Below are 13,312 nucleotides of genomic sequence, written 5' to 3' on the forward strand. Positions count from 1 at the left end.
TGTATCAATACGGCTTATTTACCGAGCGCTTCTTTGTAATGTTGGCGGCATACGGAGACATACTTATCGTTACCGCCGATCGCAACTTGATCGCCTTCTTTAATTGCCACGCCGTGTTCATCGGTACGAATAACCATATTCGCTTTGCGGCCGCAATGGCAGATTGTTTTGAGCTCAACCAGCTTGTCTGCCCAAGATAATAGATACTTACTGCCTTCAAAAAGTTCGCCTAGAAAATCGGTGCGAAGGCCGTAACACAATACTGGAATATGCAACTTATCAACGACTTCAGTAAGTTGATAAACTTGTTCTTTCGACAAGAACTGACACTCATCAACAAGAATACAGTGACGTTTTTCAACCTCATTCAGAGCTGCGATCTCCTGATACAAATTGGTATCCTGACGAAATAAATGTGCGTCAGATTGAAGACCAATACGAGAGCTCACTTTACCGACACCAAAACGATCATCTAGCGCAGCCGTAAAAATAACTGGCGTCATGCCGCGTTCTTGATAGTTGAAAGAGGATTGAAGAAGCGTTGTTGATTTACCCGCATTCATTGCTGAGTAATAGAAATACATCTGAGCCACAGAGCATTACCTAAAGTTAAAGTTTTAATTTATGGAAATGGAAAATAAAAGGGCTGAATTATCAGCCCTTTAAAAATGAAAATTCAATTACTTACGACGCCACGTTGTACCTTCTGGACCATCTTCCAGAACAATGCCCATTTCGGTCAGCTTGTCACGAGCCATATCTGCATTCGCCCAATCTTTCGCAGCACGAGAGTCGTTACGCAGCTTGATCAGAGCTTCGATTTCAGCCACTTCATCATCGTTACCTGCATCACCTTTTAGGAAGGCTTCTGGATCTTGGTGAAGAATACCGATCACATCTGCTAGTTCACGCATTAGCGCACCTAGCTCGCTCGCTTTCTCTAGGTTTTCTGTCTTCAGACGGTTAACTTCGCGCGCCATGTCGAACAGAACTGAGTACGCTTCTGGTGTATTGAAGTCATCGTTCATCGCTGCTGTAAAGCGAGATACGTACTCTTCACCACCAGCAGGCGCAGCGTTTAGGTCTAAACCACGTAGAGATGTGTACAGGCGCTCAAGCGAAGCACGTGCTTGGTTTAGGTTATCTTCGCTGTAGTTTAACTGGCTACGGTAGTGACCAGACATTAGGAAGTAACGCACTGTTTCAGCATCGTAGTGACCAAGAACGTCACGGATAGTAAAGAAGTTACCTAGAGATTTAGACATCTTCTCACGGTCTACCATTACCATGCCGCTGTGCATCCATGTGTTCACGTATTGTGTATCGTGTGCACAGCATGATTGCGCGATTTCATTTTCATGGTGTGGGAACTGAAGGTCAGAACCGCCGCCGTGAATGTCGAAGTGGTTACCTAGGATTGAAGAGTTCATTGCTGAACACTCAATGTGCCAACCTGGACGACCAGGACCCCATGGTGACTCCCACGTTGGTTCACCCGGCTTAGACATCTTCCAAAGTACAAAGTCTAGAGGGCTGCGTTTTGCTGTTTCGATATCAACGCGCGCGCCAGCTTGAAGCTGATCAAGGTCTTGCTTAGAAAGCTTGCCGTATTCGTTGAACTTACCCACTTCAAACATTACGTCACCGTTATCTGCAACGTATGCAAAACCGCGCTCGATTAGCTTCTCAACCAATTCGATTATTTCAGCAATAAACTGTGTCGCACGAGGTTCAACGTCCGGACGTTTCATGTTCAGCGCATCAAAATCAGCGTGCATTTCACCAATTAAACGCTCAGTCAATGAATCGCAAGACTCACCATTTTCTGCGGCACGTTTGATGATCTTATCGTCGATATCTGTGATGTTACGTACAAACGTCAGATCGTAGCCCAAGTAGCGAAGGTAACGTGATACAACGTCAAAAGAGACGAAAGTACGACCATGACCAATGTGACAGAGATCGTAGATGGTAACTCCACAGACATACATACCGACTTTGCCAGCTGTAATTGGTTTGAATTCCTCTTTCTGTCTTGTGAGTGTGTTATATATCTTTAACATGATCTCTATCTATGATTGTGAATGAATAAAAGAAGATGAGTATATCAACTCCAACCTAGTTAGGTAATAGCAATTAACCGATAAAACGATAATCGGCTAAACTTCAAGCACAAAACGAAGAATTTCCTCTTCCTGAGTTTTTAAAGCACTAGAACTTAGGCTAGAATCTCGGGCTCAACACAACACAGTAAAGGAAAGTAGCATGATCACCCTTCACACTAATTTTGGTGACATCAAGATTCAACTAAACGAAGAGAAAGCGCCAGAGACAAGCGCAAACTTCCTTCAGTACTGCCGCGACGGTTTCTACGACAACACGCTTTTCCACCGTGTTATTGACGGCTTCATGATCCAAGGTGGTGGTATGGAGTCTGGTCTACGTGAAAAAGCGACTCGTGCACCTATCAAGAACGAAGCAAACAACGGCCTAAGCAACAAAGTGGGTACACTTGCTATGGCACGTACTATGGAGCCGCATTCAGCAAGCTCTCAGTTCTTCATCAACGTAAACAACAACACATTCCTAGACTTCCGTAGCGAAAGCCTAGACGGTTGGGGTTACTGTGTGTTCGGTGAAGTAATCGAAGGCATGGACATCGTAAATAAGATCAAAGGCGTTAGCACTGGTTCTTACGGCATGCACCAAGACGTACCTCTAGAAGACGTAGTAATCACTGGTACAACAATTGAAGAGTAATTCTTAGGAATTATTTTTAAAAGATAAGTTAATGGGGAGGCATAGCTTCCCCTTATTTCTATGACGACATTATTTATTTCCGATCTTCACCTTACCCCATCACGTCCGGATATTACGGAATGTTTTGTGACGTTCATGCGAACAGAAGCAACAAAAGCTGATGCACTTTATGTACTCGGCGATCTGTTTGAATTCTGGATTGGTGACGATGACAACACCCCTTTTGCAGACCAAATCCGTGCAGAATTTAAAGCACTGACGGATGCGGGTGTGCCAACTTTTTTCATCCAAGGCAATCGAGATTTTTTACTCGGCAAACGCTTTTGCAAAGAAACCGGTATGACATTACTCGACGATGTCTGCACGATTGATCTTTATGGTCAAAAAGCCGTAATCCTACATGGCGATACGCTCTGCATTGACGATGTGAAATACCAAGAGTTTAGAAAAACCGTTCACAAGCCATGGCTACAATGGTTGTTTAACCGTATTCCTTGGTTCATTAAGAAGAAAATTGTCTCAAAAGTTCAATCCGATATTCGTGATGATAAAATGAGCAAGTCATTAGATATCATGGACGTCAACCAAAATGAGGTCGAGAAAGTAATGTCTCAGAACTGCGTCAACTTAATGATTCATGGTCACACACATCGCCCGAACACACATTTTTTTGACGTCGATGGCGTTAAAAAGACCCGAATTGTTTTAGGGGATTGGTATACGCAAGGCTCAGTTTTAAAAGTAAATTCTGATAGTTTTGACCTACAAACGAGACCGTTCATACAGAATTTGCGTTAAGCATGTAGAGCGTGTAGAAGATTCACGCTCAAGTCGTAGATATTTTGTAAAAAATCGCTATTATCATAATACTAAGTTAAACAGAACGAAGTACCTAATTGAAGTATTCTTACGTAGCTCGCCAACCGATTCTGGATAGAGAAAAACGAACCATAGGTTACGAACTCCTCTTTCGAGACGGCCCTAAAAATACCTTCCCTGAAGTAGAACCAGAGCTGGCTACTAGTCGACTGCTATCCGATCATTTTTTGTCGACGCATTACAACACATTAGGAAACAAACTTGGCTTTGTTAACTTTCCGCATCAAAGCTTGGTGAACTTGGTCCCAACTTTGTTCCCTAAAGAATCTCTCGTCATTGAAGTCCTTGAAGACTGCGAACCGACAGAAGAACTGTTAGAAGCCATCAAGCACCTTCATGAGTGCGGATACAAAATTGCTCTGGATGATTTTGTTCCGACGAAAGCTTGGAAGCGTTTTCTTCCATACGTTTCCATGATCAAGTTTGATATTAGACTTGTGCCGATTAAGAAAGCTGCCATTTTTATTCAGGCGTTGAGCCCATTTAAAATCGACTTTCTTGCGGAAAAGGTAGAGACCTATGAAGAGTTTGAGCAAGCCCTAGAAGCCGGTTTTAACTATTTTCAAGGGTATTTTTTTAGCAAACCTGAGATGATCCAGAAAAAACGGTTGAACCCCGCGTTTCTTACCGTCATCCAACTTTGTAAAGAGATTGCAGATAAGCCCATCGACTTCAATGAGGTTGAACGTCTGTTTTCGATTGATGTGACGCTGTCATACAAGCTGCTTACTTACGTAAATTCAGGCTATACATTAACGACTAAGATCAAATCGTTCAGACAGGCGCTTATTTATCTGGGTGAAGAGCGACTACGACGCTTTATTTCCTTAGTTGCAATTGCGTCCGTTCAAGAAGATAAACCTGACTCTCTTTACTCTTTAGCGATTCAGCGTGCACGAATGTGTGAACTGTTACTTAGTCAAATGAACACTAGGTATGACCCTGGGCAGGCTTTTTTGACAGGCATGTTTTCTTTACTCGGATCTTTGCTCGATCAACCGCTCTCTGATGTCATTGAAGATATCCCCGTTGACGAAGATATAAAACTCGCATTAACCAGTCGAAAAGGCGTACTTGGTCACTTACTTTCGATGACGATCGCCTATGAACAAGCGGACTGGGAGTTAGCCGAGCGATATTGCACCGTTCTTAAATTAACCGAACCTCAATTAGCAGACGCTTTTAATCAATCTACCGAGTGGGCTCAAGAACTGCTGTCTCAAACGCCCTAAATCGCTATAATGCCTCACCTCCAGCCTCGCAATTGTGAGGTTGTTTGTTTTTACCGCTTAATTAATCGAGATTTCATTTTATGGCTTCTTCTTGCCCTTGCGGATCTAACCGCACGTACCAACAGTGTTGTGAAATTGCCCACAACAACCATGCTGACGTCACCACTCCAGAGCAGTTAATGCGCTCTCGTTACAGTGCGCATGTGTTAGGTCTAGTCGATTACGTGGTCAACACTTATCATCCAATCTGTAATGCAGAAGAGCAACGTGAAGGCATTGCCCAATCTATCGACAGCGATTGGTGCAAACTTGAAGTTGTAAAAACAGAAGCTGGCAGTAATGACAATGAAGGCTTTGTAGAGTTTAGCGCTTATTTTGATGAAGACGGCAAACGCTACTGTATGACAGAGCGTTCCCGCTTTGTAAAAGAAAATGGGCTTTGGTACTACATTGACGGCACGTTTCCAGAAGAAGAGCTAGAAGAAGAACCAGAACAAGATCCTCGCCTAAACCAACCAGTGAGTAGCCTAAAAGTAGGTCGTAACGACCCGTGTATCTGTGGAAGCGGTAAGAAATTTAAGAAGTGTTGTGGGTAAGATCATCCACTCCTAGCTTATTGAGCTCGATTTAATTGGATTCTTGACTTCGCCTAGGTTCGTTGGAGTGACGTGAATATATGTACCTATTTGAAGTAAATAACTCTACTGCAAGTACCATTAGAAAATATACCGTCATTCTGAACAGCGAGGGACGAGCGTGATTCAGAATCTAATCGCCACCAGCACTGTTGCCGGTTTTTGCCCCGAATCAAGAACACTAAAGTAAAAAGCCCCTAGGCTCGAGAGCATAGGGGCTTTCACTTATCGCAAGCTTACTTATGACGCTCTTTCAGTTTATTCACTACGTCATTCATCGATAAGCCTTGGTCTTGAAGCAATACCATTAAGTGATAAATCAAATCTGCAGATTCACACACTAACTCCGCCTTATCGCCCGACGTCGCCGCAAGCGCGACTTCAACGCCTTCTTCGCCCACTTTTTGCGAAATACGCTTGGTGCCACGGGCATAAAGACTGGCAGTATAAGAGGAATCTGGGTCGGCACTCTTGCGGGCAGCCAATAGCTGCTCAAGTTGATGAAGCCACACCATTTGTGACTCCTCTTGAGGGTCCACATCCCAGCAAGTTGTGTTACCCAAGTGACACGTAGGACCAATGGGATTCACTTTCACCAGTAGCGTATCGTTGTCGCAATCGAGCTGCATGTTCACTAGTTGCAATACGTTGCCGGAGGTCTCACCTTTCGTCCAAAGACGCTGCTTGGTACGAGAGAAAAACGTCACTTGACCTGTTTCGCCCGTTTTTGCCAACGCATCTTGGTTCATATAACCCATCATCAGCACTTGGCTTGATTGGAAATCTTGTACGATAGCAGGTACCAGACCATCCACCTTTTCCCAGTTGATTCGCTCAACTAGCGAACTTACTTCGGCGGCTTTCACACTCATAGTCGTACCTCAATGCCTTGTTGTTTCAAATACTGCTTTAGTTCACCAATATTGATGACTTGTTTGTGGAATACCGATGCGGCAAGCGCGCCATCCACATTTGCTTTTTGGTATGCTTCCGCAAAGTGCTCCATAGCACCTGCCCCACCCGATGCAATCAATGGCACGTTACACACTTCACGCACCATGTTAAGTTGTTCAATATCGTAACCGTTACGTACGCCGTCTTGGTTCATCATGTTCAGTACGATTTCACCAGCGCCACGCTTTTGTACTTCTTGCACCCAATCACGTGTTTCCCATTGAGTTGCTTTGGTGCGTTCTTCATCGCCAGTAAACTGGTAAACCTGATACTTGCCTGTCTCTTTGTCGTAGTATGAATCGATACCAACGACGATACATTGCACACCAAACTTATCAGCAAGGTCAGTAATCAGTTGCGGGTTAGCCAATGCAGGTGAGTTAATAGACACTTTGTCTGCACCAAACTCAAGAATGCGCGCTGCATCTTCCGCTGATTTAATACCACCAGCGACACAGAAGGGAATATCAATCACTTCAGCAACGCGAGCGACCCAACTTTTGTCAACGACACGCCCATCACTTGAAGCGGTAATATCGTAGAACACAAGCTCGTCAGCGCCTTCTTCCGCATAACGCTGCGCCAGAGGAACGATGTCGCCAATGATTTCGTGGTTGCGGAACTGGACGCCCTTCACCACTTGTCCATCACGAACATCAAGACATGGAATTATTCGCTTTGCCAGCATGCAAATGCCTCCTCTGCTGTGAACTTACCATCTAACAGCGCACGACCAACAATCACGCCAGCAACACCGCTGCCTTTTAGCGCTTCGATATCTGCTAATGAACCGATGCCACCTGAAGATTGGAACTGCACTTGTGGGTATTGTTTACATAAGTCGATGTAAAGCTCAACGTTTGAGCCTTCTAGCGTACCGTCACGAGAAATGTCCGTACAAAGCACGTGCTGCAAACCTACCGTTAAGTAATCGTTGATCAGAGCTTCGATGGTCACGCCTGAGTCTTCTTGCCAACCAGAGATCGCCACTTTACGCGTACCGTCTTGATCGATGTTGATGTCTAGCGCGAGAACGATTTTCTCTGCGCCGTATTTTTCCATCCAACCTTTCACAAGCTCTGGCTGTTTTACTGCTGTTGAGCCAACGACAACACGCTGAGCCCCCGCTTCTAGCAGATCAATCACGTCTTGCTCTGTGCGCACTCCGCCACCGATTTGGATGTTCGCTGGCGTGCTTGCTAGTAGCTTTGCAATTAAATCAAGTTGACGTGCTGTCGTGTCTTTCGCGCCAGTTAAATCCACTAAGTGCAGCCAGTTAGCACCCGCTTGGTGGTACAAGTTGAACTGCTCTGCTGGGTCGACTTTGTACTCAGTTACTTGGCCGTAATCACCTTGATAAAGGCGAACCACCTGTCCTTCAATTAAATCAAGAGCTGGAATAATCACACTAAATCCCTTTTATAATTCTAAGAAGTTTTGAATAAGCTTCGCGCCCGCTTTTGAAGAACGCTCAGGGTGGAATTGCACACCATAATAGTTACCGCTTTGAACCGCAGCAGTGAATGGATTTCCGTAATCACATTCGGCAATGGTGTAATCCCCAACAGGCATCGCAAAGCTGTGCACGAAGTAGAAATACTCTCCTTCTTCAATACCTTTGAAAAGTGGATTACCTGCTTTTGCAGAGACTGTGTTCCAACCCATATGCGGCAGCGGCAAATCGCCAGTTTGTAGTAGCTTCACTTCGCCATCACAAAGTCCAAGACACTCAACTAACTCGTCGGCTTTCTGACCTTTCTCTTGAGACACTTTGCCCAACAGTTGCATGCCTAGACAGATACCTAGCAAAGGCTTTTCTACCTGTTTTACCAAGCTGATAAGGTCGCGCTCTTCTAGGTTCTTCATCGCTTCGCTGGCAGTGCCCACACCCGGTAGGAATAGCTTATCTGCCGACAATACGACCTGCGGATCTTTTGAAATAGTTACGTCATAGCCTAGGCGTTCAATAGCAAACTTCACCGAAGAGACGTTGGCACAGCCAGTATCGATAATGACAACTTTCTGTTCTGTCACTGTTTTTCTCCTTGCTAAGATTCGCCTTAAAGCACGCCTTTACTACTTGGTAGCTCAGTGCCTTCTACTTTGATTGCTTGGCGTAACGTACGGCCAAACGCTTTAAATAGACTTTCAATGATGTGGTGATCATTGTTGCCCGCAGAAGAAAGGTGCAACGTACATGCTAATGTGTCAGTCAAAGAGCGGAAGAAGTGAACCACCATCTCTGTTGAAAGATCACCCACTTGCTCACGGCTGAATTGAGCGTCGAACTTAAGGTAAGGACGACCTGATAGGTCTAGTGCGCATTGCGCCAAACACTCATCCATTGGCAAGCTAAAGCCAAAGCGACCAATACCACGTTTGTCACCCAGTGCTTCTTTCAACGCTTGACCTAACGCAAGAGCGGTATCTTCCACTGTGTGGTGATCATCAATGTGCAGGTCACCTTCCACTTTGCACACCATCTGGAATCCACCGTGCGTCGCGATTTGATCCAGCATGTGATCAAAGAAGCCAAGACCTGTAGAGATGTCATTGCCGCCTTGCTCATCAAGATTAACGATTACTTTGATGTCTGTTTCTTTTGTGGTGCGAACCACTTCAGCTACGCGCGCCTTCACCGTCAGATCTTTTAGGATCTGTTTCCAACCCATGGTTTCTGGGTTGTATTGAATGCCACGAATTGCCATGTTTTCTGCAAGTTGAAGATCGGTTTGACGATCGCCAATCACAACAGAGTTTTGGAAATCTACTTTGCCACCTTGAAGATATTCTTTTACCAAGCCTAATTTAGGCTTACGGCATGAACAGTTATCTTCATCAAAGTGAGGACAAATCAGCACGTCATCAAATTTCACACCTTGAGATTCAAAGATCTCCATCATCATGTTGTGTGGTGCATCAAAATCTTCTTGTGGGTAACTGTCGGTACCCAAACCATCTTGGTTCGTGACCATCACTAGACGGTATCCTGCATCCTGCAACGACAACAGGCTTGGGATAACAAATGGCTCCAGTTTTAGTTTATCTAAACGGTCTACTTGAAAATCAATCGGCGGCTCAACAATTAAGGTGCCATCACGGTCGATAAAGAGGATTTTTTTTTGTTTGCTCACTCGAACTTCCTTATTGCTATTCTTTTGGCGCTCCCGCTATTGAGCGAGAGCGATAAATTCTGTCTCTATTTATGCGTAGTAGTTTCTGATAAATCCAAGCGTTTTTTCGCACTCGTCACGGTTACCCACACTGATACGCACACAGTTTTCAATTGGCGAGTTACGCAAAATAATGCCCGTATCCCAAGCCGCTTTGAAAAGGTCATCGCCATCTGGGAATTTCACCAATAGGTAGTTTCCCCACCCTTCAAACACTTCCAAGCCCGGAATCATTGAAAGGCCAACTTGCAAGTAAGCACGGTTTGCATTCAAATCGAGAACTTGAAACTTCGCTCGCGCTAAACCAGCTTCCGAAAGTGCCTGAGTCGCAATTTCTGCCACTGGAACTGGGACTGGGTAAGGTGCGATAACTTTAAGAAGTACATTGATCAGCTCTTCGTTCGCAAGCGTAAATCCACAACGCAGACCTGCAAGCGCAAAAGCTTTCGACAGAGTACGCAGAATCGCAAGATTCGGGTATTGCGCCAGTAAATCTACCGTTGACGCTTCTGGACAAAAATCGATGTATGCTTCATCCATCACCACGATTGCTCGGTCTTTTGTCATCTCAAGCAGAGACACAATGTCCTCACGCTTAACCAAGTTACCTGTTGGGTTGTTTGGCGAACATACAAAAACCAGTTTCACGTTATCCAGATTAGCTTCGATGCCTGCAAGGTCTAGTTGCCAATCTGACGTTAGCGGCACGGTTTTGCGCTCTACACCGATGGTTTCTGCACTGATGGCGTACATGCCGTAAGTTGGTGGGCAGTAAAGAATCGCATCTTCACCCGGCTCACAGAATGCACGAATTAATAACTCAATACCTTCGTCTGCGCCGCGAGAAGTCAGTGTTTGTTCTGGCTTCACACCCGCATACGCTGCGTAAGCGGAAATCAGTTCTTTCGGTTGGCATTCGCTGTAACGATTAAGACGAGCAAAGTCTGTTTTGTATTCATTGTTAAATGGTGATTCGTTGGCATTTAGCCATACGTCACCCGTACCACCGATTCGGCGAGCCGACATATAAGGGGTAAGCTGTTGGACTTGTTTACGCGCTAGCTTTTCCATCTCATTACTCTCTTATTCTTTCTTACTTGCTAATTTTTCTACGCGGATAGTAACAGCACGTTTGTGAGCGTCCAGACCTTCTGCTTCAGCCATCGTGACTACCGTTGGTGCAAGGTTCTTTAAACCATCAGCAGAAAGCTCCTGAACCGTCATTCGTTTAGAGAAATCCTCCAAACCTAAGCTTGAATAAGTACGTGTGTAACCGTAAGTAGGAAGGACGTGGTTAGTCCCCGATGCGTAATCTCCCGCAGATTCAGGCGACCAATCCCCAAGGAAGATAGAGCCTGCATTATCAAGTAGAGGTAGAAGCTCACGAGGGTTCTTAGTCTGAACAATCAAGTGCTCAGGACCGTAGTAATTGGAAATAGAAACTGACTGCGTCATCGACTCGGAAATAATGATCAAGCTTGATGCCAGAGCCTTTTCTGCGATGTCTTCACGAGATAGCTCCTTAAGCTGACGTTGAACCGCATCCGTCACTTGATCAGCAATCACAGGAGAAGAAGTCACAAGTACCACTTGAGAATCAGGACCGTGTTCCGCTTGGCTCAAAAGATCCGCAGCGATAAAGTCTGCATCTGCGGTTTCATCGGCAATTACAAGAACTTCTGATGGACCTGCTGGCATATCAATCGCAGCACCACGGAAATCATTACTTACCTGACGTTTTGCTTCGGTCACGTAAGCGTTGCCCGGACCAAAGATCTTATCTACTTTCGATACAGTCTCGGTGCCATAAGCCATTGCAGCAACTGCTTGGCCACCACCGACGTTATACACCTCATCAATGCCACACAGTTTCGCGACATAAAGGATCTCATCAGCGATTGGGGGTGGAGAACAAAGAACGACTTTACGACAACCTGCAATTTTTGCAGGAACGCCGAGCATCAAAACAGTCGATGGCAAAGGCGCACTGCCACCAGGAATGTACAAACCCACTTTTTGAATTGGGCGTGTTACTTGTTCACAAAGGACACCTGGCTGGGTTTCCACCTTGATCGGTTGCGGCTTTTGCGCTTTGTGGAACTTAGAAATATTGGCGTAAGCTTGCTCTAGTGCGCTCTTCATTGACTCTGACAAACGCTCTGACGCTGCCTTAATTTCCTGAGAAGAAACACGAATGGATTCAGGCTTAACACGGTCAAACTTTTCTGTCAGCTCAATAAGAGCAGAGTCACCTTCTTCTCGAACTTTAGCAATAACTTCGGCCACAGCAGTGGTGATATTGGCACCTTCTGCAATAGCAGGGCGCTCCAAAATAGAGTCTTGCTGATTCTCACTTAATGATTGCCAAACGACTGTTCTCATGATGCTTACTCCATCATTTTTTCAATTGGTAGAACGAGAATTGAACTTGCGCCCAACTCTTTCAGCTGTTCCATTGTTTCCCAGAATAGGTTTTCAGAACTCACTAAGTGAACAGCCATTTTCTGCTTATCTGCAGAAAGAGGAAGAACAGTTGGGTCTTCAGCACCTGGCAGTAGTGCTTTAATTTGATCTAACTTCTCTGCTGGGGCGTGAAGCATAATGTACTTAGATTCTTTCGCTTGCTGCACGCCTTGCATGCGAGTTAACAGCTTTTCGATTAGCGCCACTTTGTCTGCGTCGAACTCACCTGTGCGTTGAATCAATGTCGCTTTTGATTTGAAGATAATTTCAGCTTCTTTAAGGCCGTTCGCTTCCAGTGTTGCACCTGTAGAAACCAAATCAGCGATAGCATCAGCGAGACCCGCGCGAGGGGCAACTTCTACAGAGCCTGTCAGCATACATGTAGAGAATGGAACGCCGGCTTCATCCATGTACGCTTTTAGAAGTTGAGGATACGTTGTAGCAATACGCTTGCCAGCTAAGTCTTGTGGACCGTTGTACTCTTCGTCCTTGTCGATTGCGATAGATAAACGACAGCCACCAAAATCAAGTCGACGAAGCTGAACAAACTCGCAGGGTTCACCTAATGCTTTGCGGTCAAGGCGAACTTCTTCTAGTTCATTTTCGCCAATAAAGCCAAGGTCAACCACGCCATCCATAATTAAACCTGGGATGTCGTCGTCACGAACCAAGAGTAAATCAATTGGCATATTTTCAGAATGGACAACTAAACGCTCGCCCATTACGTTGAACTTTACGCCGCACTGTTTTAGTAGAGCTTGACTCTCTTTGCTAAGACGACCTTTTTTCTGAATTGCGATTCTTAAACGTTGTGTTTGCATTGCTTTGTCCCTATGCAAGATTTTGATATCTAAGTATTTTTCAAACTAATAAAACTAAAAAACCCTCGGGAGATTGAAGTCTCCCGAGGGTTTAAAATCTGCTTTTACTTTGATTTTACCTCCGGGAGTTTCCTGCCTCCCGGGTATGCGTACATCGCCCGAAAGACTAGATTGGGTGATGATGGTGATGAATGTTCATTACAAAATTACGCATACTTATTTCAAGGCTCTTCTCATTTGCTTTGTTACCAACAACACTAACCAAGCTGATTACTTTTTTCAACCCTTAATTTTAAAAAAATTCGAATTGTATAATACAAGTAAATTACCACCTTCTAAAGAAGGTGGCTTTGTGTGAGCCCCCTAAAAGGGGGCCTTTGTTTAGTCCAGCGCCA

At 45.0% G+C, this 13,312-nt stretch carries 14 protein-coding genes and 1 other annotated feature; of the genes, 4 read left to right on the plus strand and 10 right to left on the minus strand.

The annotated features are described in order from the left end of the window. Positions 1-14: 14 nt before the first annotated feature. Positions 15-593: a thymidine kinase gene (locus R7E78_RS14905; RefSeq protein ID WP_005378154.1), complete on the minus strand. Its 579-nt coding sequence runs from the start codon at positions 591-593 to the stop codon at positions 15-17. A gap of 87 nt (positions 594-680) precedes the next feature. Continuing rightward, entirely contained in the window at positions 681-2,063 is a 1,383-nt protein-coding gene (gene cysS, locus R7E78_RS14910; RefSeq protein WP_005378155.1) for a cysteine--tRNA ligase, read from the minus strand. Positions 2,064-2,265: 202 nt separating this feature from the next. On the opposite strand from cysS, the gene R7E78_RS14915 reads away from it, so the two are divergent. The 4 genes from R7E78_RS14915 (at position 2,266) to R7E78_RS14930 (ending at position 5,467) form a co-directional block, all read left to right on the plus strand. After that, on the plus strand, positions 2,266-2,760 hold the full coding sequence (locus tag R7E78_RS14915) for a peptidylprolyl isomerase (RefSeq protein ID WP_005378156.1): 495 nt from the start codon (positions 2,266-2,268) through the stop codon (positions 2,758-2,760). A 60-nt stretch (positions 2,761-2,820) separates the two neighbouring features. Beyond that, positions 2,821-3,558, plus strand: a complete 738-nt coding sequence (gene lpxH / locus R7E78_RS14920; RefSeq protein WP_005389817.1) for a UDP-2,3-diacylglucosamine diphosphatase — start codon at positions 2,821-2,823, stop codon at positions 3,556-3,558. A 98-nt stretch (positions 3,559-3,656) separates the two neighbouring features. Further along, entirely contained in the window at positions 3,657-4,871 is a 1,215-nt protein-coding gene (locus R7E78_RS14925; protein WP_005378158.1) for an EAL and HDOD domain-containing protein, read from the plus strand. A gap of 80 nt (positions 4,872-4,951) precedes the next feature. Next, the gene (locus tag R7E78_RS14930; protein ID WP_042522052.1) at positions 4,952-5,467 is read left to right on the plus strand and encodes a YchJ family protein; all 516 of its coding nucleotides are present in this window, start codon (positions 4,952-4,954) and stop codon (positions 5,465-5,467) included. Between the two features lie 275 nt (positions 5,468-5,742). On the opposite strand, the gene hisIE is transcribed toward R7E78_RS14930, so the two are convergent. The 8 genes from hisIE to hisG form a co-directional block, all read right to left on the minus strand. Next, a complete protein-coding gene (gene hisIE, locus R7E78_RS14935; RefSeq protein ID WP_005378160.1) occupies positions 5,743-6,378 on the minus strand; it encodes a bifunctional phosphoribosyl-AMP cyclohydrolase/phosphoribosyl-ATP diphosphatase HisIE in 636 nt (211 codons plus the stop codon). Further along, entirely contained in the window at positions 6,375-7,148 is a 774-nt protein-coding gene (gene hisF / locus R7E78_RS14940) for an imidazole glycerol phosphate synthase subunit HisF (protein ID WP_004749837.1), read from the minus strand. Before hisF ends, hisIE begins: the two co-directional genes overlap by 4 nt. Beyond that, positions 7,130-7,867 (minus strand): 1-(5-phosphoribosyl)-5-[(5-phosphoribosylamino)methylideneamino]imidazole-4-carboxamide isomerase, encoded by a 738-nt coding sequence (gene hisA / locus R7E78_RS14945; RefSeq protein WP_025766876.1) that lies wholly within the window; start codon positions 7,865-7,867, stop codon positions 7,130-7,132. The genes hisF and hisA overlap by 19 nt, the downstream gene beginning before the upstream one ends. A gap of 12 nt (positions 7,868-7,879) precedes the next feature. Next, positions 7,880-8,494, minus strand: coding sequence for an imidazole glycerol phosphate synthase subunit HisH (hisH, locus tag R7E78_RS14950; RefSeq protein WP_006743042.1), 615 nt, complete (start codon positions 8,492-8,494; stop codon positions 7,880-7,882). Positions 8,495-8,520: 26 nt separating this feature from the next. Next, positions 8,521-9,594, minus strand: coding sequence for a bifunctional histidinol-phosphatase/imidazoleglycerol-phosphate dehydratase HisB (gene hisB, locus R7E78_RS14955; protein ID WP_025766877.1), 1,074 nt, complete (start codon positions 9,592-9,594; stop codon positions 8,521-8,523). A gap of 69 nt (positions 9,595-9,663) precedes the next feature. Further along, positions 9,664-10,704, minus strand: coding sequence for a histidinol-phosphate transaminase (gene hisC / locus R7E78_RS14960; protein ID WP_017634689.1), 1,041 nt, complete (start codon positions 10,702-10,704; stop codon positions 9,664-9,666). 12 nt (positions 10,705-10,716) lie between these two features. Then, positions 10,717-12,015 carry a histidinol dehydrogenase gene (hisD, locus tag R7E78_RS14965; protein WP_318058002.1) on the minus strand — a complete coding sequence of 433 codons (1,299 nt, stop codon included), beginning with the start codon at positions 12,013-12,015 and terminating at the stop codon, positions 10,717-10,719. Positions 12,016-12,020: 5 nt separating this feature from the next. Further along, positions 12,021-12,917 carry an ATP phosphoribosyltransferase gene (gene hisG, locus R7E78_RS14970; RefSeq protein ID WP_005378180.1) on the minus strand — a complete coding sequence of 299 codons (897 nt, stop codon included), beginning with the start codon at positions 12,915-12,917 and terminating at the stop codon, positions 12,021-12,023. A 53-nt stretch (positions 12,918-12,970) separates the two neighbouring features. Further along, positions 12,971-13,108: a sequence feature (His leader region), on the minus strand. Between the last annotated feature and the right edge of the window lie 204 nt (positions 13,109-13,312).

Source organism: Vibrio sp. YT-19(2023) (genome assembly GCF_033337395.1).

Coding starts and splice junctions, on each gene's coding strand:
- hisIE (WP_005378160.1), bottom strand. CDS start 6,378: ATGAGTGTGAAAGCCGCCGAAGTAAGTTCGCTAGTTGAGCGAATCAAC.
- cysS (WP_005378155.1), bottom strand. CDS start 2,063: ATGTTAAAGATATATAACACACTCACAAGACAGAAAGAGGAATTCAAA.
- hisF (WP_004749837.1), bottom strand. CDS start 7,148: ATGCTGGCAAAGCGAATAATTCCATGTCTTGATGTTCGTGATGGACAA.
- R7E78_RS14930 (WP_042522052.1), top strand. CDS start 4,952: ATGGCTTCTTCTTGCCCTTGCGGATCTAACCGCACGTACCAACAGTGT.
- hisD (WP_318058002.1), bottom strand. CDS start 12,015: ATGAGAACAGTCGTTTGGCAATCATTAAGTGAGAATCAGCAAGACTCT.
- hisC (WP_017634689.1), bottom strand. CDS start 10,704: ATGGAAAAGCTAGCGCGTAAACAAGTCCAACAGCTTACCCCTTATATG.
- R7E78_RS14915 (WP_005378156.1), top strand. CDS start 2,266: ATGATCACCCTTCACACTAATTTTGGTGACATCAAGATTCAACTAAAC.
- hisG (WP_005378180.1), bottom strand. CDS start 12,917: ATGCAAACACAACGTTTAAGAATCGCAATTCAGAAAAAAGGTCGTCTT.
- lpxH (WP_005389817.1), top strand. CDS start 2,821: ATGACGACATTATTTATTTCCGATCTTCACCTTACCCCATCACGTCCG.